The sequence below is a fragment of the Janthinobacterium sp. P210005 genome (assembly GCF_036231865.1).
Lineage (GTDB): Bacteria > Pseudomonadota > Gammaproteobacteria > Burkholderiales > Burkholderiaceae_D > Janthinobacterium > Janthinobacterium kumbetense.
In genome coordinates this window covers 1-23,112 of the sequence record NZ_JAZARC010000010.1, presented here as the reverse complement: position 1 = coordinate 23,112, position 23,112 = coordinate 1, and the positions used below count along the sequence as shown (strand labels likewise).

Annotated in this window: 16 protein-coding genes and 1 rRNA gene; 4 read left to right on the top strand and 13 right to left on the bottom strand. The window is 60.2% G+C overall.

Annotated features, from left to right (window positions below):
• Positions 1 to 453: 453 nt before the first annotated feature.
• Positions 454 to 2,442, top strand: coding sequence for a sigma-54-dependent Fis family transcriptional regulator (locus tag VPH40_RS27840; RefSeq protein ID WP_253192795.1), 1,989 nt, complete (start codon positions 454 to 456; stop codon positions 2,440 to 2,442).
• 1 nt (position 2,443) lies between these two features.
• Here the strand turns inward: VPH40_RS27840 and VPH40_RS27835 are convergent, their stop codons facing one another.
• The 7 genes from VPH40_RS27835 to VPH40_RS27805 all read right to left on the bottom strand — a co-directional run bounded on the left by VPH40_RS27835 (position 2,444) and on the right by VPH40_RS27805 (position 12,104).
• Positions 2,444 to 3,454: an FAD:protein FMN transferase gene (locus VPH40_RS27835; protein ID WP_328575040.1), complete on the bottom strand. Its 1,011-nt coding sequence runs from the start codon at positions 3,452 to 3,454 to the stop codon at positions 2,444 to 2,446.
• Positions 3,444 to 5,546, bottom strand: a complete 2,103-nt coding sequence (locus VPH40_RS27830) for a 4Fe-4S binding protein (RefSeq protein ID WP_328575039.1) — start codon at positions 5,544 to 5,546, stop codon at positions 3,444 to 3,446. Before VPH40_RS27830 ends, VPH40_RS27835 begins: the two co-directional genes overlap by 11 nt.
• 57 nt (positions 5,547 to 5,603) lie before the next feature.
• Positions 5,604 to 6,764 (bottom strand): porin, encoded by a 1,161-nt coding sequence (locus VPH40_RS27825; RefSeq protein ID WP_257218735.1) that lies wholly within the window; start codon positions 6,762 to 6,764, stop codon positions 5,604 to 5,606.
• Between the two features lie 287 nt (positions 6,765 to 7,051).
• On the bottom strand, positions 7,052 to 8,788 hold the full coding sequence (locus VPH40_RS27820; protein WP_328575038.1) for a PQQ-dependent methanol/ethanol family dehydrogenase: 1,737 nt from the start codon (positions 8,786 to 8,788) through the stop codon (positions 7,052 to 7,054).
• A gap of 49 nt (positions 8,789 to 8,837) precedes the next feature.
• A complete protein-coding gene (locus tag VPH40_RS27815; RefSeq protein ID WP_034756816.1) occupies positions 8,838 to 9,227 on the bottom strand; it encodes a DUF779 domain-containing protein in 390 nt (129 codons plus the stop codon).
• A gap of 55 nt (positions 9,228 to 9,282) precedes the next feature.
• Entirely contained in the window at positions 9,283 to 10,803 is a 1,521-nt protein-coding gene (adh, locus tag VPH40_RS27810; protein WP_328575037.1) for an aldehyde dehydrogenase, read from the bottom strand.
• A 344-nt stretch (positions 10,804 to 11,147) separates the two neighbouring features.
• A complete protein-coding gene (locus VPH40_RS27805) occupies positions 11,148 to 12,104 on the bottom strand; it encodes a beta-propeller fold lactonase family protein (protein WP_328575036.1) in 957 nt (318 codons plus the stop codon).
• A 204-nt stretch (positions 12,105 to 12,308) separates the two neighbouring features.
• On the opposite strand from VPH40_RS27805, the gene VPH40_RS27800 reads away from it, so the two are divergent.
• Positions 12,309 to 14,447 carry a TonB-dependent receptor family protein gene (locus tag VPH40_RS27800; protein ID WP_328575035.1) on the top strand — a complete coding sequence of 713 codons (2,139 nt, stop codon included), beginning with the start codon at positions 12,309 to 12,311 and terminating at the stop codon, positions 14,445 to 14,447.
• 59 nt (positions 14,448 to 14,506) lie between these two features.
• On the opposite strand, the gene VPH40_RS27795 is transcribed toward VPH40_RS27800, so the two are convergent.
• The 5 genes from VPH40_RS27795 to VPH40_RS27775 all read right to left on the bottom strand — a co-directional run bounded on the left by VPH40_RS27795 (position 14,507) and on the right by VPH40_RS27775 (position 20,098).
• Positions 14,507 to 15,340 (bottom strand): substrate-binding periplasmic protein, encoded by an 834-nt coding sequence (locus VPH40_RS27795; RefSeq protein ID WP_328575034.1) that lies wholly within the window; start codon positions 15,338 to 15,340, stop codon positions 14,507 to 14,509.
• A gap of 25 nt (positions 15,341 to 15,365) precedes the next feature.
• Positions 15,366 to 15,851 carry a cytochrome c-550 PedF gene (pedF, locus tag VPH40_RS27790; protein ID WP_035824926.1) on the bottom strand — a complete coding sequence of 162 codons (486 nt, stop codon included), beginning with the start codon at positions 15,849 to 15,851 and terminating at the stop codon, positions 15,366 to 15,368.
• Positions 15,852 to 15,981: 130 nt separating this feature from the next.
• Positions 15,982 to 17,001, bottom strand: a complete 1,020-nt coding sequence (gene rtcA / locus VPH40_RS27785) for an RNA 3'-terminal phosphate cyclase (protein ID WP_328575033.1) — start codon at positions 16,999 to 17,001, stop codon at positions 15,982 to 15,984.
• A 16-nt stretch (positions 17,002 to 17,017) separates the two neighbouring features.
• On the bottom strand, positions 17,018 to 18,253 hold the full coding sequence (locus VPH40_RS27780; protein ID WP_328575032.1) for an RtcB family protein: 1,236 nt from the start codon (positions 18,251 to 18,253) through the stop codon (positions 17,018 to 17,020).
• 273 nt (positions 18,254 to 18,526) lie between these two features.
• On the bottom strand, positions 18,527 to 20,098 hold the full coding sequence (locus VPH40_RS27775; RefSeq protein WP_328575031.1) for a vWA domain-containing protein: 1,572 nt from the start codon (positions 20,096 to 20,098) through the stop codon (positions 18,527 to 18,529).
• A gap of 206 nt (positions 20,099 to 20,304) precedes the next feature.
• Here VPH40_RS27775 and rtcR point away from each other — a divergent pair, with 206 nt between their 5' ends.
• Entirely contained in the window at positions 20,305 to 21,918 is a 1,614-nt protein-coding gene (gene rtcR, locus VPH40_RS27770) for an RNA repair transcriptional activator RtcR (RefSeq protein ID WP_328575030.1), read from the top strand.
• A 12-nt stretch (positions 21,919 to 21,930) separates the two neighbouring features.
• A complete protein-coding gene (locus tag VPH40_RS27765) occupies positions 21,931 to 22,713 on the top strand; it encodes a nucleotidyltransferase domain-containing protein (protein WP_328575029.1) in 783 nt (260 codons plus the stop codon).
• 291 nt (positions 22,714 to 23,004) lie between these two features.
• On the opposite strand, the gene rrf is transcribed toward VPH40_RS27765, so the two are convergent.
• A 5S ribosomal RNA gene (rrf, locus tag VPH40_RS27760) occupies positions 23,005 to 23,112 on the bottom strand; the annotation flags it as partial.

Sequence of the window (23,112 nt, the reverse complement as noted above, 5' to 3'; positions counted from 1 at the left end):
CACTTACATCAAATGCCCACACTTATCGACTGTTAATTGTTAAAGAACTGTATTCGGTTACTGCTTTCGCGCTATCGACAAAGCGTTGTGTTTGTCAGCTGCGAAGAAGGAAGAGTATGAAGCATTTCGCTACGTCCGTCAACTCCTTCTTTTTCTCGTCTCACTCGGCATTTGCATGCGTCGTTCAGCGAGGGGGCGAATTATAGCCGTGCCCTGCACACCCCGCAAGCGCTATTTTTGCGCCAGATCAAAGGCAATAGGCCTGGCACCGCAATTGCTTATATGAACACATGCACCGACCACCGAGGGGAGCAACTCTGGGCCAGGCAGCAACACTGGGGATAGCCCGGTTCGCTTTGCTTTGCTCCCATCTGTGACAGGTGCTACATTATGGAACACTCTCGATATTCAAAAGAGCGCCGCAGTACAGGGCCCAACGGAGGCAACGAGATCATGTATCAACCGTCAGCTACTTACCGTAGCGCACCGTTTTCGTCCATCGCGGACGCGAACATTTTGCCGGCAGGACAGGACAACGTCCCCGTCATCATTGAAACTTCCCACCAGCGTTCCGTCGCCTTTGGCCTGTCGCCCACGGCCACGCCCGACTTCACGCCGGCGGGCAAGTCCGACCTGTCCTTGCTGATCGAGCAAAACCGCATGCTGCACACGCACGCGCTGCCGGCCATGGAAACCCTGTACCAGCAAATCGTCAACACGCACAATATGGTGATTCTCACGGATGCCAACGGCGTGATCGTGCATTCGCTGGGCGACGATGATTTCCTGGAGAAAGCCAACCGGGTCGCCCTGCAGCCAGGCGTGGCGTGGTCGGAACAGAGCCGCGGCACGAATGCCATCGGCACGGCGATCACGGAAAAAGTACCGACATTGGTCCATGCGGACCAGCATTACCTGGCCGCCAATCATTTCCTGACGTGCTCCGCGGCACCGATCACCGACCACCGGGGCAACGTCATCGGCGTGCTGGACGTCTCGAGCGACCAACGCAGTTTCCACAAGCATACGATGGCTCTCGTGCGCATGTCGGCGCTGATGATCGAAAACCAGCTGTTTTCCGCCACCTTCGAAGACGCCATCACCGTGCACTTCCACGCGCGCCCCGAATTCATCGGCACCTTAATGGAAGGCATCGCCTCGTTCACGCCGGGCGGACGGTTTTTATCGGCCAATAAAAACGGCTTGTTCCAGCTGGGCCTGTCATTTGCCGCCCTGCAATCACATACCTTCAGCTCCCTGTTCGGCTTGCCAGTGTCCGCCCTGTACGACCATTACCGCACTGCCGCACCCGGTTTGCTGAACCTGTGCATGCACAGCGGCGTGCGCGTGTATGGGCGCGCGCAGTTGCGCCTGTCCAATAGCGTCTTCCAGCACGGCTTTACTGCCAGCACCGACCATAGCGATATCAATGCCGTGCCGGCCCAGATTCCCGCGTCCGCCAGCCATGCGGCCAACGCGGCGCGGCGCCTGTCCGGCTTGCGCTACCTGCGCACGGGCGATCCGCAACTGGAACTGGTGATCGAAAAGGTCAACAAGGTGCTGGGGCGCGACATCCCCATCCTCGTCATGGGCGAAACGGGGACCGGCAAGGAATTGCTGGCGCAAGCCATCCACAACGACTCGCCGCGGGCCATGGGACCGTTTATTGCCGTCAATTGCGCATCGATCCCGGAAACCCTGATCGAATCCGAACTGTTCGGCTATGAAGACGGCGCCTTTACGGGCGCGCGCAAGAAAGGCGCGATCGGCAAGATCCTGCAAGCGAATGGCGGCACCCTGTTCCTCGATGAAATCGGCGACATGCCGTTTGGCTTGCAGGCGCGGCTATTGCGCGTGTTGCAGGAACGCATGGTCACGCCCCTGGGCAGCAGCAAATCGATCACCGTCAACGTGGAACTCATTTGCGCCACGAATCACAACTTGCGCGAACGCATGGCCAAGGGACTGTTTCGCGAAGACCTGTATTACCGCCTGAATGGCCTGGTGGTAAAACTGCCGCCGCTGCGCGAACGCACGGACCTGGACACGGTCGTGAAAAAAATCCTCGCAACAGAAGCGCCCGACACGCGCTACACGGTGGCGCCGGACATCCTGCGCATGTTCCACCAGCATAAATGGCCAGGCAATTTCCGCCAGCTGACCAATCTCTTGCGCACGGCCATCGTCATGGCGGGCGACGAGCATGAAATCTGCTTGCGCCACATGCCTGATGATTTCCTCGACGATATTGAGATGACGCAAGCGACTGCCGCCAGCGCCAGCACGGACCGCATGATCGCCGCCGGCGCCAATCTGGAAGAGATGGAGCAAAGCGTGATCCTCAAGTCGCTCGATGCCCACGGCGGCAACGTCTCGGCCACAGCGCGGGCCCTGGGCGTGTCGCGCAACACGATCTATCGCAAGGTGCCGCACCTGAAATAGCCTAGAGTAAATGGGAAAAACCGGGCGACATCGCGCGCCGGCCCTGCTTGTCGATGGTCATCAGGTCGACGCCCTCCATGTGTGCGGCCATGGCATGCGCGCGTGCGGCTCCTGTGACCATGAAGGTGGTCGACAAGCCATCGGCCAGCAAACCCGTGGGCGCCAGCACCGTCACGCTGGCCAGTTCACGCGGCGAATCGCCCTTCGATGGGTCGAAGATGTGGTGATGCGCGAAGTCGGGCGTGAACGTGCATTCGTAGTCGCCCGACGTGGCCACGCTGCGCCCCTCCACTTTCAAGGTGGCCGCCAGGATTTCCGCGTCGCGCGGATCCTGGATGCCCAAAGTCCACGGGCGGCGCACGCCACGCTGCCCACGCGCAACGAATTCGCCCGTATCGAGCAGCGCGTGCCGTATGCCGCGCGCCTGCACGGCTGCCAGCGCCATGTCTGCCGCGTAGCCTTGCGCCAGGCCATTCAAGGTCAGCGCCATGCCCGGCTGCAGAAAACGCACTTCCCGGCTATCCCACGCCAGTTGCCGCCAGCCTACCCGCGCCTGCGCCGCGCGGCGCAAGGTGTCCGTCGGCAAGCTTGCCTGGTCTGCCGCCGCACGAAACAGCTGCCACAAAGGTTGCACCGTAATATCAAACGCCCCATCGCTCCATTGCGACAAAGCATGCGCCTGCGCCAGCACGGCCAGCAAATGCGCATCCGGCCGGGCCAGGCGGCCGTCACGGTTCAGCTGGAAGACTTGGCTGACGGGACTGTAAATGCTCATCAGGCGGTCGATATTCCTCGCTGCATGCAAGGCGTCCTCGATGGCCAGTTCGGCCTGGCGCTGATCGTGATGCAACACGGTGACGGCGATGGTCGTGCCAAACGCCAGCGCGGCACCGCGATAAGGGCGCACGCCGGACGCCGTGGCCGTGCCCCGCGCCATGCTGCCCGGCAAAGACAAGCCCGTCATGCCGGCCACGCTGCCGATGGCGGCGGAAATAAACGTTCTACGCTGCATTGCTGCTCTCCTCTGGCGTGGCCCGGACGATGGGAATGGTGCGGGCACGCTTGATTTCCAGCATCAACGGCGCGCATTTTTCATCGCTGGCGTAAATCACCACGCAATCCATACACTGGAAACACTCGCCATAATCGACTTTCCCGCCAGGCGCGATGGCGTGATGCTCGCAACGGTGACGGCAAGTCTGGCAAGGCGTGCCGCACTCCTTGCGACGGGGTATCCAGTTGAACAGGCGAAAACGTCCCAGCAGCGCCAGCGCCGCGCCAAACGGACACAGGTAGCGGCAAAAGAATTTGTAGGAAACACTACTGAGCAGCAGCAAGCCCACGGCATACGCGACAAACGGCCAGGCCCGCACGAAGTTCAGGGTAATCGCCGTCTTGAACGGTTCCAGTTCCACCAGCTTGTCCGTGATCTGGCTGGAAAAAACGCTGCTGCCCAGAATGGCCGCCAGCAAGCCATACTTGATCCATTTCAAGCGCCCATCCAGGCGCGGCTTGATTTTCCATTGCGGCAAGCGCAGCCACTGGCCCAGTTTGCCCGTGAATTCCTGCAGGGCGCCAAACGGACACAGCCAACCACAAAACGTGCCGCGCCCCCAGATCAGCAAACTGAGCAGCACGAACGCCCACAGGATCACCGTCATCGGATCAAACAGGAAAAAGCCCAGGCTACGCCCCGCCAGCAGGGCCTGGATGACGCCCGTGATATTGACGATCGATAACTGTCCCTGCGCGTAATAGCCGATGAAGCCGATGGTAAACAACAGGAACAGACGGCGGAACCAGACAAATTGCCTGCCATCGCGCACGAGGCGTTTCTGCCAAGCCAATGCACCGGCCAGCAGCGCCAGCCCGGCGAGCAACAGCAGCAACTCCGTCTTGCGCCCTTTCCACGTGCCGCGCCACGAGGCATCGTCGCCTTGCGGCGCCGTATAAAACTCGGCCGGCAGGCGGTAATTGACATCCACATTGCGCGCAATGCGTTCGGGATACACGATGCCCTTGCTGCGCGTGATCGGCATGGTAAAAGCCAGCGGACTGGCCGCATCGAGCCCCGCCTGACTGATGACGCGCAAGACGGCGACATTTTCCGTCGGCAACAGCGTCGTATCCGCCAATTGCAACTCCAGGTCCAGGTCGCGCATGTCGATGGGCAAGCCATCCTGTTTCAGCAATAGCCGGTCCGGCACCGTGCCGCGCACGAAATCATCGCCCAGCACGCTGTAGCGCCCGCGCGACATGACGAGGATGGCGTGGTCGCCTTCGTCCAGCCGGTTGCGCAATTTGTTCCAGCTGCGTTCCGTCAACAGATTGCGCCCCACGCTGGGCACGGACACATACGCCAGGTACAGGTCGATGAACACGCCGTCCGGCGCGCGCGTGGCTTCCCCATCGAGGCCCGCACCGGGACTGCCGGCAAACAGGCTTTCAATCTCCTTGTTGCTCAACCGCACATGCTGAATCAAGCCCTGCTTTAACATTTGCGCGACATCAAGCTTTTCGAACACGTCCATGCGGATGCGCGCGATCTGATCCGGGTCACGGCCTTGCGCAAAGCCAAGTTTTTTGCGCGACACTTTCAAGGCCGACGCCAGCACGCTCTGGTTGATGATGCGCACGGAAGCCGTGGCCTTCGACACGCCATCGATATCGGCGTGCGTGGCGTCCGTGGCGCGTTTCTTCCTGGCATCGATAGCGATATTCTGCTTCAGCGACAGTCCCTGATACTGTTTGACGAACTGGAATAAAGGCGCCTCGCCCAGGCCATCGAGAAACACGGGTTCGTGCTGCGACAGCACGGCCACGTCGAGAAAACTCCCTTGGGGATTGATAGCGATTAATAAGTTGACGGGAACGCCGGAAAAGCCGGGGATCGGCGCCAGGTCCACCGATTCAAAAACGTAACCGACCAGCTCCGTGGCCGTGGCGTTTTGCCGGAACAATGGCCAGACGGGCAAGTCGGTCTCCTTGTCGCCCACGACGATGGGAGCAGGAAAACGCCGCGCCAGCTCGGCCTTGGCGAGCACGCCCGCCCACGCCTGTCCCAGGATAAACAGGAATAGCCAGCATCCGATGAACAACCGCATTATCCGCATGCACCACGCTCCGTGCGGCGCCTTGTCGCAAGGCGCCGCGTTCATGTATTAGAAGAAAATAATGCCGCCCAGGGACACGCCATTCATCTTCGCTTCGCCGCCCGTAAATCCTTTCGAGCGCGTCTGGCCCAGTTCGCCCACCAGGGTGATCGCGCTGTTGAGCGAGTAATACGCGCCCAGGGTCAGGTTGGCGTTCGACTTCAAGCCGCCCGTGCCGGCCGTGTTGTCGTCGTTCTTGCTGATGCCGTAGGACAAGCCCAGTTTCAGCTTGTCTGTCGTCTTGTACGTGCCTTGCAGCAGCCAGTTCTTCGACTTGGTATCGCCCTGGTCCGCATCGGACAAGATGCCCAGCCCCTTGCCACCCTGGAAGTTGAGCAGCACGCCAGCCGGGCCCATCTGGTACGAACCGCCCACTTCCACGCCGCGCATGGTCAAGTCATCGACGCCCGGCGTTTTCGACGTGAATTTTTGCGACTTCACGCCCAACCAGGCTTTCAAGCCTTCCTGCGCATACGTCAGCTGCGCCTGCACTTGCGGACTCGACTTTGAAGAATAGGTCGAGCCTGCCACGATGGGCGTATCGGAGACGGGGCTGACCAGCGCCACATCGGCGCCAAAGCCGCCCGACTTCGGCGAGCTGTACATGATCTGGCCATAGTTGCCCAGATAGGTGTAGCCGGCGCCGATATGGCCCAGGGTCACCCGGCCCCGCTGCGTCGCCTGCACGGGTGCGCCCGAGCCCAGCAAGGTCATGTCGGACAAAATCGCATTCGCGCCGAAGATGCCGTAGTCGCGGCCCAGCTTGAAAGTGCCCATGTGTTCATTGCCAAACGTAAAGAATGCCTGGCGCACATCGACCACGCTGTTCTGGCTGATGGCGCTGTCCGTGGCCGTCGAGTTGTAGATGCCGATCAAGGCTTTCACGTCGTACTCGCCCAGCCGCGAACTTGCCGAGGTGATCAAACCATTCGGCAGCAAGCCGTTGCCGATGGTCGTACGGTCTTTCTCGCCGCCGCAACCGAGCGCCTGGCCGCCCAGCGCCAGCCCGCCCACGGCATCGCCCGAACACGACACTTGCGTGTAATAAGCGTTGACGATGCCGCCCACCGACACGGTCCAGTCGCCAGCCTTGATATCGACGGCGTGTGCCTGTCCCACCGCTGCGATTGTCATGACACCCAGGCTCCCCAGCTTGATCAATGTATTCATTGCTTCTCCTCTTTCTTCTCTGTTTTTAGTGTGCACACCAGTGATTGATGTACCTCAAGCTTTGGCAATAAGCGTGCCCAGCGCGGCCCAGAGGGAGAAAGAGAAAATACGTATTTGACTTGTGCAGCAGCGGATCAATCGCCACTGCCGGTGTTCATTTTTTGACCGCAAGCAGGCATAGCGGGCGTCCAGGTAAACAAAAAACTGACGGCCTGGGCCGTCAGCAAAAAGAAAACACCCGGCGGACAGGGAGACACCCATCCGAGTGGCCCGGATGCTTCACCCCGTTACTTCGATGCCAGCTTGAAGACCCACACGGAACCGCCCTGTTCCAGGAAGTTGACCTTCTTCGCCACCTCGCCGCCCCACAGCGGCACGGCGCCACCCCAGCCGGAAACGACGGCCACATATTGCGTGTCGCCATCCTGCCAGGTGACGGGCGGCGCCACGACGCCGGAGCCCGTCTGGAATTTCCACAATTCCTTGCCCGTCTTCGCGTCGACGGCTTTCAGGAAGCCTTCCGGCGTGCCGTAGAACACCAGGTTGCCGGCCGTACTCATCACGCCACCCCACAGCGGCGCGTTGTTCTTGATTTCCCAGACGATCTTGCCCGTCTTCGGATCGACGGCGCGCATGGCGCCGATGTAGTCGTCAAACAATGGCTTGATGGTGAACCCCGCGCCGAGGAAGGCGCCGCCCTTCTTGTAGCTGATCGGCTCGTTCCAGATATCCATGCCCCATTCATTCGCGGGAACGTAGAACAGCTTGGTTTGCGGCGAGTACGCCATCGGCATCTGGTTTTTGGCGCCGAGGAAAGCGGGCGCGGCAAACACGGTCGTACCCTTCTTGCCTTCCTCTCCCTTGGTCGGGTCGCCAGGGCGGCCGGCGGCAATGAAATTCGGCCGGCCCGTCTTCAGGTCGATGCTGCTGGCCCAGGTGATTTTCTTCACGAATGGAAAGGCGTTCTGCAGTTTGCCCGTGTTGGCGTCGATCACATAGAAGAAGCCGTTACGGTCGGCCTTGCCGCCATAGCGCTTGCCATCCATGTCAAAGGTGACGAACTCGTTGGCGCCATCGAAATCCCAGGCATCGTTCGGCGTGTTCTGATACGCCCACTTGATCTGGCCCGTTTTGACGTCCAGCGCCACGGTGGATGACGAGTACAGGTTGTCGCCGGGACGCAAGTGGCTGTTCCACGGCGCCGGGTTGCCCGTGCCAAAGTAGGCGAGCTTGGTTTGCGGATCGTAGGTGCCGCCCATCCAGGTCGAGGCGCCGCCCGTTTTCCATAGGTCGCCCGGCCACGTCTTGTTCGCCGTGCCGGACACGCCGTTGTCGATGGCCTTGCCGTCCTTGTCGTAGCGGTGACCCATATGGCCCTCTACCGTCGGACGGCTCCACACGAGGTCGCCCGTCATCGGATTGCGCGCTTCCACCCGGCCGACGATGCCGAATTCCCCGCCCGACACGCCCGTCAGCAGCAAGCCTTCGGCGATCAGCGGCGCGGCCGTCATCGAGTAGCCGGCCGCGTAATCGGCCACTTTTTCTTTCCAGACGATCTTGCCCGTGTTCTGGTCCAGCGCCACCAGGTAGGCGTCCAGGGTACCGAAAATCACCAGATTGCCATACAGGGCCGCACCGCGGTTGACCACGTCGCAGCACGGCATGATGCCGTCCGGCAAGCGATGCTCATATTTCCACAGCTTGGCGCCCGTTTTCAAGTCGACGGCAAAGATGCGCGAATACGATGCCGTGACGAACATCTTGCCGTTGTGAATCAACGGCTGCGATTCCTGGCCCCGCTGCTTTTCGCCGCCGAACGAAAACGACCACGCCGGCACCAGCTTGGCCACGGTCTTGTCATTGATCTGCGTCAACGGCGAATAGCGCTGGCCTTGCGTACCCATGCCAAACGACAGGACGCTGGCCGGATTCTTCGCCGTGCTGTCGAGCATGGCATTGGTGACATTGCCCACGTCGGCCGCCTGGGCCAGCGATGCCAAACCCAAACCGATGAGTATCCCCATGATTTTTTTCTGCACAATCATCTCCCTCTGTTTTATTAGTATGTGTGTATCAAGTCTTGCGGTGCTCATGCGGCTGGGCATGCAACAGCGCGCACTCTTCATCGGTGAACAGGCGCGAGCGCGTCAAAAAGCGCTTGCCCGTGCCGTTGTCGAGTGAAAACATGCCGCCATTGCCATCGACCACATCGATAATCAACTGGGTATGCTCCCAGTACTCGAATTGCTCGAGTCCCATGTAGAACGGTGTGCCATTCAAATTGCCGAGATAAATGTCGGTATCGCTGACATCGAACTCGCCCAGCGCGTAGCACATGGGCGCACTGCCGTCGCAGCAGCCGCCCGACTGGAAAAACATCAGCGGGCCGTGACGCTGGCGCAACTTGTCCATCATTTCCAGCGCCGCATCGGTGGCGACCACCCGGGCAATTGCTGCACTCATGGCATCCCTTTCTGCGCGCCGCGCCTGGACTGCAAGCGCGGCGCCCGTTGCCGGTTTAGAAGAAGCCCAGCGCTTTCGGGCTATAGCTCACCAGCAAGTTCTTCGTTTGCTGATAGTGGTCGAGCATCATCTTGTGGTTTTCGCGGCCGATACCCGATTGCTTGTAGCCGCCGAACGCGGCGTGGGCCGGATACAGGTGGTAGCAATTGGTCCACACGCGGCCCGCCTGGATGGCGCGTCCCATGCGGAAGGCGCGCGAACCGTCGCGCGTCCACAGGCCGGCGCCCAGGCCGTACAAGGTATCGTTGGCAATCGCCAATGCGTCGGCCTCATCCTTGAAGGTGGTCACGGACACGACCGGTCCGAAGATCTCTTCCTGGAAGATGCGCATCTTGTTATTGCCCTTAAACACGGTCGGACGCACGTAATAGCCGCCTTCCAGGTCGCCCGCCTGCGTATTGCGCTCGCCACCGGCCAGCACTTCCGCGCCTTCCTGGCGGCCGATGTCGAGGTAGGACAGGATTTTCTCCAGCTGCTCCTGCGACGCCTGGGCGCCGATCATGGTGGCAGAGTCGAGCGGATTGCCCTGCTTGATGGCAGCCACGCGTTTCAAGGCCCGTTCGATGAATTTCTCGTAGATCGATTCCTGGATCAGCACGCGCGATGGGCAGGTGCACACTTCACCTTGATTCAGCGCAAACATCGCAAAACCTTCCAGGCACTTGTCGAAATATTCATCATCGGCATCCATCACGTCTTCAAAGAAGATGTTCGGCGACTTGCCGCCCAGCTCCAGGGTGACGGGAATCAGGTTTTGCGCCGCATAGCCCATGATCAAACGGCCCGTGCCCGTTTCACCCGTAAAGGCGATCTTGGCGATGCGCTTGCTCGACGCCAGCGGCTTGCCCGCTTCCAGGCCGAAACCATTGATGATGTTCAGCACGCCAGGCGGCAGCAGGTCGCCGATCAGCTCGATCAACACCATGATGGAAGCCGGAGTCTGCTCGGCCGGTTTCAAGACGACGCAATTGCCGGCGGCCAAGGCCGGCGCCAGTTTCCACACGGCCATCAGGATAGGGAAATTCCACGGGATGATCTGGCCCACGACGCCCAGCGGCTCATGGTAGTGATAGGCATAGGTTTCCGCGTCGATTTGCGCGACGGAACCTTCCTGGGCGCGGATGCAACCGGCGAAGTAACGGAAATGGTCGATGGCCAGCGGAATGTCGGCATTCATCGTTTCGCGGATCGGCTTGCCGTTGTCGATGGTTTCCGCCGTGGCGATCAGGCTCAGATTCTGTTCGATGCGGTCGGCGATGCGGTTCAGGATATTGGCGCGCTCGGCAGGCGAAGTCTTGCCCCATGCCTCCTTGGCGGCGTGCGCGGCGTCCAGCGCCAGCTCGACGTCTTCCGTCGTGGAACGGGCGATTTCGCAAAACGGCAAGCCCGTGATCGGGGTGATGTTAGGAAAGTATTCACCTTTTACTGGTGCAACGGATTTGCCGCCGATGTAATTGTCATAGCGTTGTTTGAAGGGATTGGCTACGCCCAGTTTGCTGATGTCTGCGAGATTCATGTCGTCCTCTATCGGGTTAATTAGAATGGAAATACTTAATTAAAATCAAACGTCCTGGTACAGATGGGGTGAGTACACGGAGTCTTCCGCAAATGCCGTGCCAGCTCGCCATCCCACTACAAACTTAGCCGGTTTTACCCTCGTTGCAAGGGCGTGGCGTCAATCCCGGCCTGCTTTTCAGCGCATGCCCCGGACTTGGGTGGGGGCGTGGCGCTGTTTGCGTTTTGAACAAGGCGGCGGCATCCTGTTCCAATCCGGGCCAGCCCTGCTGCGCCGCCCCGTCGCCGCTGCACAATGGAACAGGTGTACCAGACTGGAACACCTGCGCCTGTGCCATGAAGGAATCAACGAATCACCACGCCCCATGGCAATTCACCCACGGCAATATCGGCCACCTTGCGCGCGCTGACCGTGTCGATGACGGACACGCTGTTCGAGCGGCCATTGGCCACGTACAGCTTGGCGCCGTCCGGCGTGATGGCCATGTTCCACGGGCGCTTGCCGACGCCAATCGTGGCCGTCACCTGATTGCTGGCCGTGTCGATCACCATCACCGTACCGTCGATGCCGTTCGAGACATACACCTGTTTGCCGCCGGGATGGACGGCGATGCCATTCGCATTCTTGCCCGCTGGAATGGTGGCAATCGCCTTGCGCACGGCCATGTCGATCACGTAGACCGCATTGACCAGTTCGCACGCCACGTAGGCGCGGCCCGAGTCCGGACTGAAACCGATGCCGCGCGGCCGCAATCCCACGGCGATGGAAGCGACCTGGCGGCGTTGCGCCACATCAATGACATCGACTTGCTCCGCCTCTTCCGCGCTGACCAGCAGCCAGCGCCCATCCGGGCTGAAGACGGCGTGTTCCGGATTGCGTCCCTGCACCTTGATATCGGCGAGCAAGACGCCCGTCTGGCCATCGAGCAAGGCCACACTGTTGTTTTCCTCGACGGCCACGGCCACGTGACTACCGTCTTGCGAGGCGCTGACGCCTTCGGGCGACTTGCCCAGCGCCACCGTGCGCACGGGCGCACCGCCAGCGTTGTCGATCAGCAGCAAGGCGCTGCTGGCCGCATCCGTGACAAACAATTGCCGCCCGGCGGGGTCGGCGGCGATGCCGCGCGGACGCTTGCCTGCGGCGATCTGGCGCACCACCTGGTCGGTCGCCGTGTCGATCACGCTCAAGGTGCCCGACTTTTCGTTGGGAACATAGGCAAAGGGAGCGGCCTGGACAGCGGTGCTGGCGAGCGCCGGCAGCAGCCAGCACACCTGGCGCAAGCGCGAGAAGAAGTTGGGCATAATCACCTTTTCAATGGCAAAACGAGGGAAAAGCGCGCCGTATCGGCGCCTCTGACAATTACCGTATGCAAACGCCGTGCCACTGACACGCGTATAATTTCAGCCCACCAATGGAGACATGGCAGGCATATTGCTTGATACACCTACGCAGACCTGTACCGCGCACGCGATCAAGCAGGCTTTTATTCACATTGGAGAATCCGCATGCAGCATCGTTTCCGCCTGAACACCATCGCCAGCCTGTTTGTCGCCGGCAGCGCCACCCTCGCCCCCCATGTCTTTGCCGCCGAGGCAGCTGACCCGGCCAATGGGCAACTCATGGATACGGTGGTCGTCAGCGGCAGCCGCATCGCCCACCCCAGCCAGGAAGTGCCGGCGTCCATCGACGTGGTCGACAGCGCGCGCATCCAGGATGGCCAAATCCGCGTCAACGCGTCGGAAGCGCTGGCCGCCGTGCCGGGCCTGGTCGTGCAAAACCGCCAGAACTACGCGCAAGACTTGCAAATCTCGTCGCGCGGCTTCGGCGCCCGCTCGGCCTTCGGCGTGCGCGGCGTCAAGCTGATCAGCGATGGCATTCCCGCCAGCATGCCCGATGGCCAGGGCCAGGCCGCCACGTTCAATCTCGATACGGCCGAGCGCATCGAAGTACTGCGCGGACCGTTTTCTGCCATCTACGGCAACCATTCGGGCGGCGTGATCCAGCTGTTCTCCAAGGATGGACAAAATCCCCCTTCCGTCGAACTGAATGTGACGGGCGGCAGCTACGGCACCAGCAAGGTGGACTTGACGGCGCAGGGCCAGGCAGGCGGCATCGGCTACGTGCTCGACGGCTCGCGCTTCCGCACGAACGGCTTCCGCGACCACAGCGCCGCCACGCGCGAACAGGCGTTCGGCAAGATCACCGTCAAGCCCACCGCGGACAGCAAGCTGACCATCGTCGCCAACAGCCTGCATCAAGGCAATACGCAAGATCCCCTGGGCGTCACCTGGACCACGTTTGCCCGCGACCCGCGCGCCGGCGAAATCGACACGACGGACACGCAAAACCCGAAACGTACCCTGGCCGAGCGCTACAACACGCGCAAGAGCATCGACCACCAGCAGATCGGCGCCACTTATGAACAATCGTTCGGCGATGACCGACTGCACGTGATGGTGTATGGCGGCAACCGCGACGTGATCCAGTACCAGGCGTTTACAAAGGGATTCCAGGCGCCGCCTAGCCATTCGGGCGGCGTGGTCGATTTCCAGCGCCAGTTCTATGGCATCGACACCAACTGGCTGCACGTGAACCAGCTGGCCGGAGGCAAGCTGAGCACGACTATCGGCATCGACTATGGCCGCTCCAGCGACGACCGTACCGGCTATGAAAATTTCATTGGCAATAGCTTTGGCGTAAAAGGCAAGCTGCGCCGCGACGAGCAGAATGTCGTCTCCAGCCTCGATCCGTATATCCAGGCGGAATGGCAAGGCGGCCCGTGGCTGCTCAGCGCAGGTGTGCGCTACAGCAAGATGAAAGTGGCTGTCGACGACCATTTCCTCAGCAACGGCAACGATAGCGGCAGCCTGGAATTCAGCCACACGACGCCCGTGCTGGGCCTGCTGTATAAACTGACGCCGAACGTCAACGTCTACGCCAGCGCCGCGCGCGGTTTCGAAGCGCCCACCCTGAATGAACTGTTTTACTCGGGCACAGGCGGCGGCTTCAATTTCAACTTGAAGCCCGCCACCAGCACCAACCTGGAAGCGGGTATCAAGGCCAGGATCGCCAACAACACGCACGTGAATGCGGCCTTGTTCCAGATCAAGACCAACGACGAACTAGTGGTCGACAAGTCCAGCGGCGGGCGCACCAGCTATCGCAATGGGGGTAAAACCTTGCGCCAGGGCATGGAAGTGTCGCTGGATTCGAACCTGCCATATGGCTTCACGACCAAAGTGGCGCTCACCAGCCTGCATGCCGTGTATGACCAGGCATTTGGCGGTGTGCGCGAAGGCAGCCGCTTGCCGGGCGTACCCAGCGCCAACCTGTTTGCGGAGCTGGCCTGGAAAGATACGTTCGACCGTTTTGGCGCAGCGCTGGAAAGCGTGGCCAGCAACCAGGTCTACGCGGAAGACAGCAACATCGAAAAACCGGCGCCCGGCTACACGGTATTCAATGCGCGGTTCAACGCCAGGCAAAACGTGGGCAATTGGCGCTTCAAGGAGTTTGCCCGCCTGAACAATCTTTTCGACAAGACCTACGTGGGTTCCGTCATCGTCGGCGATAGCAACAAGCGCTACTATGAAGCGGCGCCGGGACGTAATTGGTTGCTGGGCGTTAGCGCCCAATATAGTTTCTAAAACTAAAAAGCCCGCGCCTCTTCCGATGCGCGGGCTTTATTGTCATTCAACATGGCCTGCTACGGCCGTGCTTCCTTCACGCCATATTTCTCGAAGATGGTTTTCAATTCGCCGCTGGCCGCCATCTCGTTCATGGCTGCCTGCAGCAACTTGGCCACGTCGAGCTGCTGGCGGCTGACGGCCAGGCCCACGGCCCAGCCCGCACGCGGCAGGCGGGCGAACGCCACTTCGCTCATGGGGAAAGCGGGATCGCTTTTCAGCACCGATTCGATTTCCGAACGGTTGGCCAGCACGGCGTCGAGCTTGCCCGCCTGCAATTGCTGCAAGGCTTCGGCGGCCGTATCGAAGATGCGCACATCGTCGCGGTACTTGCCATTGTCTTCGCCCAGCATCAGCATGGCCGCGATCGACACCTTTTCCACGCCGATGCGCTTGCCGGCCAGCGAGGCGACGCCATCGAATTGCGGCACGGCTTGCGCACTGCGCGCCAGGCGCACGGTTTCCACGTAGTATGGCGCGAAGATCTCGACCTTGTCGTTGTCCGCCATCAACCTCTTGTCGACCGGCACATGCAACATCACATCGGCGGGGCCATAACCGAGGTAATGTCCCTTCCACACCATATTGCGCAAATCGTCGTTGAGATTTTCGCCGGCGGGAAATGGCAGCAAGCTCAGTTTCAGCCCCAGCTTTTTCGCCAGCGCTTCGGCAATATCGATATCGATGCCCGTACCCTTGTCGGAAAACGGCGCGAATTCGTTGTACACAGCCACTTTCAGGCTGCCCGACTGCTGCACTTTTTGCCAGTCGGCGCGCGCCGGCGCGGCGGCGCACAGCGCCAGGCAAGCGAGCGAGATCATCGCGCGCGCGCCCCGGAATTGAAATGAACGCATGGAACTCCTTCGTGATCAGTTCGACTTAATTAGACTCGCGGCGCGTTTCCAAGTAGGTCTTGATGGCCCACATGGCTTCCTGGTTGAATACACCTTCGAACGGCGGCATGTACACGGCCCCATTGCGCACTTTACCGTGGCGGATGGTGGTCAGGTAGTAATTGTCCGTTTCCTTGTAGCACGCCTGTTTCTTTGTCTCATTCTTGATACCGAAGCAATCACGGTCCAGCTGGCGCAAGTCCGGCGCGATGCCGCCGGAGATGGCTTCGATGCCGTGGCAACGGGCGCAATTCTGGTTGTAGGCCGATGTGCCTACCGTCAAGGCCAGTTTGTTGCCCCGATACGGGTTTTGCTCGAGCCACTTGTCGCCTACCTTGGGCAAGCCCGTGGTATCGACGCCTTGCGGCGTGACATTGCCGTGCGCATAGGCATGCGGCAAGGTCAGCAGGGAAGTGAGGGCAACGGCGCCGGCCGCCGCCACGCCGAGCAGGGTACGAATGGAATAGGTCATGCTGGTCTCCTTGGTTTTTTAGTCAATACCAAAGAAGAGCAAATGCCATGCCATGCGTCTATGCCCCACATCCGGCCGCCCATGTATCAATTTGGAACAGCTGCAACACGTAGTTGTGTCACCGCGCGCGTCAGGCGGCGGCCACCGTGCAGATGCTGCCTCGCGCCTGCTGCTCGAAAGTGATACGCACGGGCAAAAACCGGGCAATCACCTCCGCATTCGTCAGCGCGTGCTGCGATACCTTGTTGCAGCTGAAGGTACCGCCACCCGCCAGCGCCATGGGCAACAAGAGCTGGTCGGCCAGGTGCTCGCCGACGGCCGCGTCCGTCTTGAGATAGGCGCGCACCTCGTTCAACAGGCGCTTGGCCACGGACTCGGCCAGCAAGGACTTTTCGCCGAACGAAGTAAATACTTCCGTGACATGCTCATGCTCCAGGGTCAGCAGCAGGACGTTGCCCGGTCCCTGCTCCGCCGGCAAGCCGACGAGGCGCAGCTGCTTGCCGCTCCAGCCCATGCCGCTGGCGACACGCTCGAGCTCGCGCTGCGCCACCTGCACATGCACGCCCGCCACCACGCTTTCCGCATACCCCGCCTTCCGTTCGCCGCGCTGCAGCAGTTGAATCGGCTGCAAGCGCCGGCACGGTTGCACGGTGGCCGTCACCTCGCCGCCGCCCGCAGGATGAAAGCCGTAGCGTTGCAGCGCGATCTCCACCTCGGCGCCCATCTGCTGCAGGATGCGGCCATACGCGCGCTGCAAAAAATGCACGGGCGGCGCCATGGCATTGTGCGTGCCGCCAGTGATGCGCACGGTGGATGGCCCATCCGCATGCAGCAGGGCCGGCAGCAAGGTTTGCAGCACCAGGGTGCAGCTGCCGGCGCTGCCGATGGCAAAGCGGTAATCGCCGCCGCGCAGGGGGCCGGGCACGAATTCCAGACTCGACGCGCGCAGCGCCACCGGCGTCGTGCGCGCCCCGCAAATGGCGGTTGTCGCCTGCACGGCCAGCAGATGCTGGCGCAGCAAGCCGGGCTTTTCCCGTCCCGCGCGAATGTTAATCAGCCGAAACGGTTGCCCCGTGATCATCGACAGGCTCAGCGCCGAACGTAAAATCTGTCCGCCGCCTTCGCCTTGCGCTCCATCTATTTCTATCATCTCTGTTTTCTCTCTCTTATCCTTTGACGCAGACGACCTGCTTCAAGATATGTACGACATCGACCAGCTCGCGCTGTGCCAGCATCACCGCATCGATATCCTTGTAAGCCATCGGGATTTCATCGATCACGTTTTCATCCTTGCGGCATTCCACGCCTTGCGTGGCGCGGATCTGGTCATCCAGGTTGAAACGCCGCTTCGCTTCCGTGCGGCTCATCGTGCGTCCCGCGCCGTGGCTGCAGCTATGGAAACTCTCGGCATTGCCCTTGCCGCGCACGATAAAACTCTTCGCACCCATGGAGCCGGGAATGATCCCCAGTTCACCCGCGCGGGCCGACACGGCGCCTTTGCGCGTGATCAATACATCCTTGCCGAAGTGGTGCTCCTTCTGCACATAGTTATGGTGACAGTTGACGGCCTCCACGTGCGTCTGGAACGGTTTATGGATGACCGTGCGCACGGCGGCGATCAGGTTCTGCATCATCACTTCGCGGTTGTTGCGGGCGAAACGCTGGGCCCAACCCACCGCTTCCAGGTAATCGTCGTAATGCTGCGTTCCCTCGGCCAGGTAAGCCAAATCCTGGTCGGGCAGGTTGATGAAGTGGGTGCGCATATCCTGCTTGGCCAGTTCGATGAAATGGGTGCCGATGGCATTGCCCACGCCGCGCGAACCGGAATGCAGCATGAACCATACGGCCCCCTGCTCGTCGAGGCACACTTCGACGAAGTGGTTGCCGCTACCCAAGGTTCCCAGGTGGCGGTAATTATTCGTATTTTTCAGCTTTGGCGTTTTCAGGCAAATCGCATCGAATTCATCCTTCAATTGCAGCCACGCCGCATCGACCACCGAGGGCGGCGTATGCCAGGAACCTTCATCGCGGCCGCGGTGGCCGCGCGTCTTCGGCGACATCCCGTGCGGAATGGCGCGTTCGATGGCGCTGCGCAGCGGTCCCAGGTTATCGGGCAGATCGTTCGCCGTCAGCGTGGTTTTCGCCGCCATCATGCCGCAGCCGATATCCACGCCCACGGCCGCCGGAATCACGGCGCCCAGGGTGGGAATCACGCTGCCGATGGTCGAGCCCTTACCCAGGTGGACGTCGGGCATGACGGCGATATGCTTGTAAATGAACGGCAGGGTCGCCGTGTTGCGCAATTGTTTTTTAGCCGCTTCTTCGACAGGCACGCCACGCGTCCACATTTTCACTGGACGGCTGCCTTCGGTATGCAGGACTTCGTATTCTTCGTTTTTCATCGCTATTCTCTTCTTCTATTGTATAGGGGGTGATGACCAGGGTTGGTGAAACAGTTGCCGACGTATCGGCCCAGGATGTAGTTCCATCGGCATTCATCAGTACGACAACCCGACAAGGGGGGGACAGGATTTCTGGCAGACGCACTGCGCCTGCCAGGCCGGTCTGACGCGGCTGATCGATGTAATCCTGTCGGCATTCGGGGTACTACGGCGCATGACAAGCGTGGACAGGACGTCTTTTATGTAGTCTTGTCCGCATTCATGCGCTTTGCTTCAACAAACTGGTGCCGCGATATCGATGGCGGCGATTTCTCCCACCCAATGGGCGGGATCCAGCCGGCCGGCGGCAAAGGCGGCGATGATCTTGAAGACGTCGTCGGAAAAACCGCCGATATTCAGAATATCCTCGCGCTCCATCGCCTGCGTGGTGGCATGCGGCGCAATATCGATGCATACCAGTTTTGCTTGCGGATTGCGCTGTTTGAAGACATTCCACTGTCCCATCGTCGCCGTGGCGCCGCTGCGTTTGGCGTCGATCCACGATTCGTTATCGGACACATAAATCACCAGGTCGGCCAGCTCCTTCCTGCTGTTCATGCGCAGCAGCGGCGCGCTGCAATTGGTACCGCCGCCACCGATGGCTGCCAGCCTGGCCGCGTTGCTCATCACGCTATCATCCGCGCCGAGTCCGCACTGCACCACGCTGTGCTCGAACGGCAGCACCATGGCATCCGGATTCTTGCGCAACATGGCCGCCGCCACCAGCGCCGCCACATCGATGCAGCGCACGCTGGACGTGGCGCTGCCGCGAAAACCGCTGACGGGCGAGGACATCGAACCGGAAACGTCGGGGCACACCACCACCTTGCCAGCGATCTGCGGCACGTTCAGCAGCGATATTTCCAGCGCCTGTTCCAGCGCATCGCGCACGATGGCCGGCACGCTCTCGCCGGCCGCCATGCAAGCCGACATCAGCTGGTACGGAAACACCCGTGCCCGGCCAATCGCCTCGGGATCGCGCAGCTTGGCGGCGATCAGCTCCGGCATGCCGGCTATCGCATACACGCCGTGGCGGCCAAAGGTATTCAGATTCATGCGCACCATCTGCCAGCTGCCCTGGCGGGCGATCTGCGCCCAATCCTGTGCGCTCAAGGGCAGCGCCGTCAGCATCTGGAAGGGCACGTCCGGTATCGTTTGCGCTGGATCAAGCTTGTAAGCTTCGAACGCGGCCAGCACCGGCGGCAAGGCCGCGGCATCGTACGGCTTGCCGATCAGCCAGGCGAAGAAGGCCGCGCGCCACGCTTCCTGCGGTTTCGGATGCACCATCTTGACCACGTCGCCCAGCGACGGCGCATTGCCCACGGCCGCGGCCAGCAATGCCTGCTCCGACGCGCCGTTCAGCCATGCCTGCACCAGCTTTTTCGGACGCGATCCCAGCGACTTGCGGCCCACTGCCCCCGAGCGCATGATCTGCACGAAGTTACGCAGCATCTTGCCGTTGTTAATCACACGCTGAAAGGCCGGCGCGCATTCCGCGGCGCCCTGCCCCGCCAGCATGGCCACCAGCAAGGCCGGCATGTCTTTCATGTAGCCCCGTTCGCGGCAGTACACGGCCGTCTGCGCAATGAAGGTCGGCTCGACCGCCTGGCACAGCTCGCGTACTTTCGCCAGTTGCGCTTCGGCGCTGGCATAAAACGTCGTATTCAGGCAGCCGGTGGCCGCGTATTGCGCCAGCTGATGCCGGGGCGTCAGCGCGTAAGCGGATGCGCCTTCGGCATTGCGTGCCAGCGCCGCTGGCATGGTTGCTGTCTGTTGCGCGCTCTGGAATAACTGGGCGTTGGTCATTTTTCGTTCCTCTCTGCTCTCTACGTTTATCTCGTTGGTATCTCCTCTATTGCAAGCGCTGTGCCAGCTTTCAATATTTCCTCAAAAATTACGATAACTCATTGATTTTATTAAATAATATTTAAATACAAGCTGTTCATTGAAAATATCCCTGTCACTGAAATTTGGAATACAATTATCTTTTCAGATAAATTTTTATCCCATATATGCAAGCAAAACGCACCGTCGTCATCGGCTTTCTCGGCACGCAGCTCGACAATGGCAGGGGAGCTGCACGCTGGGAAAAGTGGCGTCCCAGCATCGCCCTGACCCAGCACGAGGACAAGATCATCGACCGCTTCGAGTTGCTGTACGCGGGTAGCCAGTTCGACAACCTGGTACGCCAGGTGTCGCAGGATATTGCCAGCGTCTCGCCCGAAACCAGGCTGATCTCCCATGAACTGCCTATCAGCGATGCCTGGGACTTCGAAAATGTGTATGGTGCGCTCTACGACTTTGCCAATAGCTACCCCTTCGATCCGGACAAGGAAGACTATTGGATTCATATCACCACCGGCAGCCACGTGGTGCAGATATGTATGTTCCTGATGACGGAAGCGCGCTATTTTCCCGGCCGCCTCGTGCAAACGTCGCCGCCGAAGCGCCAGGCCACCGGCAATCCCGGCAGCTACGCATTGATCGACCTCGATCTGTCGCGCTACGACCAGATCGCCCAGCGTTTTACGCGCGAGCAGGCCGAAGGTGTGACCTTCCTGAAGTCCGGCATCGCCACGCGCAATGCGAAATACAACGGCATGATCGATGAAATCGAGCGCGTCGCCATCAAATCGAAAGCTCCCATGCTGCTGATGGGACCTACCGGTGCCGGCAAATCCTTCCTCGCGCGCCGCGTGTATGAACTGAAAAAATCGCGCCACCAGATCGATGGAAAATTCATCGACCTCAATTGCGCCACTTTGCATGGCGATGGCGCAGCCTCCACCTTGTTCGGCCATATCAAGGGTTCCTTCACAGGCGCAGGCTCGGATCGGCCAGGCTTGCTGCGCAGCGCGCACAAGGGCTTGTTGTTTCTCGATGAAATCGGTGAACTGGGGCTCGACGAGCAGGCGATGCTGCTGAAAGCCATTGAAGAAAAGCGCTTCTTTCCCGTCGGCGCCGATACGGAGGTACAGAGCGACTTCCAGCTGATCGCGGGCACCAACCGCGACCTGGGCAAAGAAGTGATGGCCGGCCGCTTCCGCGAAGACCTGTATGCGCGCATCAACCTGTGGACGTACGAATTGCCGGGGCTGGCGCAGCGGCCGGAAGACATCGAACCGAACCTGGAATACCTGCTGACACAATACAGCGCGGAAACGGGCGAACGCGTGCGCTTCAACAAGGAGGCACACGAGCGTTTCATGCGTTTCGCCACCCTGCCCACCTCGGCATGGAAGGGCAATTTCCGCGATTTATCCGCCGCTGTCACGCGCCTGGCCACCCTGTCGGAAGCGGGCCGCATCACGGATGGTGTTGTCGATGAGGAAATCCGGCGCTTGAAGCGGATGTGGCAGCATCATGACAAGCCTGCCAGCGGCACGGAAATCGACCTAGCCGATATCATGGGAAGCGAGGTAGCCGCGCAGCTCGACCTGTTTGATGCGCTGCAGTTGCAGGCAGTGATCAAGATTTGCCGGCAATCGAACAATATGTCCGATGCCGGCCGTACCCTGTATGCCGTATCGCGCGCGGCGAAAGCCAAACCCAACGATGCAGACCGGCTCAAAAAATACCTGGCCCGCTTTGACCTCGACTGGGATAAAGTATCCTCAAGCAACTAAGTAGAGAGAACGATGATTCCAGAAGATATACGAGTAGAAATCATGCGCCGCCTGGCGGCCGTGGAAAAGAAGGAAGGCGTGCGTATCCTGATGGCGATTGAATCGGGTAGCCGCGCTTGGGGATTTGCGTCGCCAAATAGCGACTTCGATGTGCGCTTCATCTATGCGCGCCCGCAAGAGTGGTATCTGAGCGTGGACCTGGAAGATAAACGCGATGTGATCGAATATCCGATCGTCGATGATATCGACTTGAATGGCTGGGATGTGCGCAAGGCGCTGCAGCTGTTCTGGCGTTCCAATCCTGCCGTGATTGAATGGATACAGTCGCCGATTCAGTATATAGAAAAGGGGGGCTTCAAGACGGGTACCAAGGCCTTGCTCGATTCCGTCTATACCTTGGAAAAAGGCATCTACCACTATCGCAGCATGGCCAAGACCAATTACCGCGGTTACCTGATGGCGGACATGGTGCCCTTGAAGAAGTATTTTTATGTCTTGCGCCCACTGCTGGCCACGCGCTGGATAGAAACCTACCAAAGCGCACCGCCAATCGAATTTGCAGCCCTGCTGCACCTGCTGCCCAAGGAAGAAGGCCTATTGGAAGAGATTCAGATGCTGCTCGAGCGCAAAAAGCTCGCGCTGGAAAAAGAGCTGGCACCACGTATCGATAAACTCAATGCCTTCATTGAAGCAGAATTGGCCAGGCTGGAAAACTTCAGCGTAGTAAAGGAAGAAAAAACCGGTGGCATGGAAGCGTTAAATCATCTGTTCCGTCAGGTTTTGCAGGAAAACTGAGCATCAACCAGCAAAGGCAGCGCACAGCGCTGCCTTTTTTCGTCCGTTGACTAGCACTGGTCGGCTTGGTCGGCTGGCAATGTTGTCGCATGACGCCAAGCCCGTCTGACCTATTCGCCTGAACAGCCGGGGCCCTCCCCCCTTCGTGCGTTGGCGATGACCTTTTGCGTTGGCTGTGTGAGGGTCTGACCCCAGATTTTCGGCTGCTGGAGGTACAAGCATGCATCAAACCGTCAGACGAAAAAAAACCCGCTCATTGCTGAGCGGGTTTTTCTCTACTGCGAATAACAAGCCTGACGATAACCTACTTTCACACTGGTTGCAGCACTATCATCGGCGCAAAGTTGTTTCACGGTCCTGTTCGGGATGGGAAGGGGTGGGACCAACTTGCTATGGTCA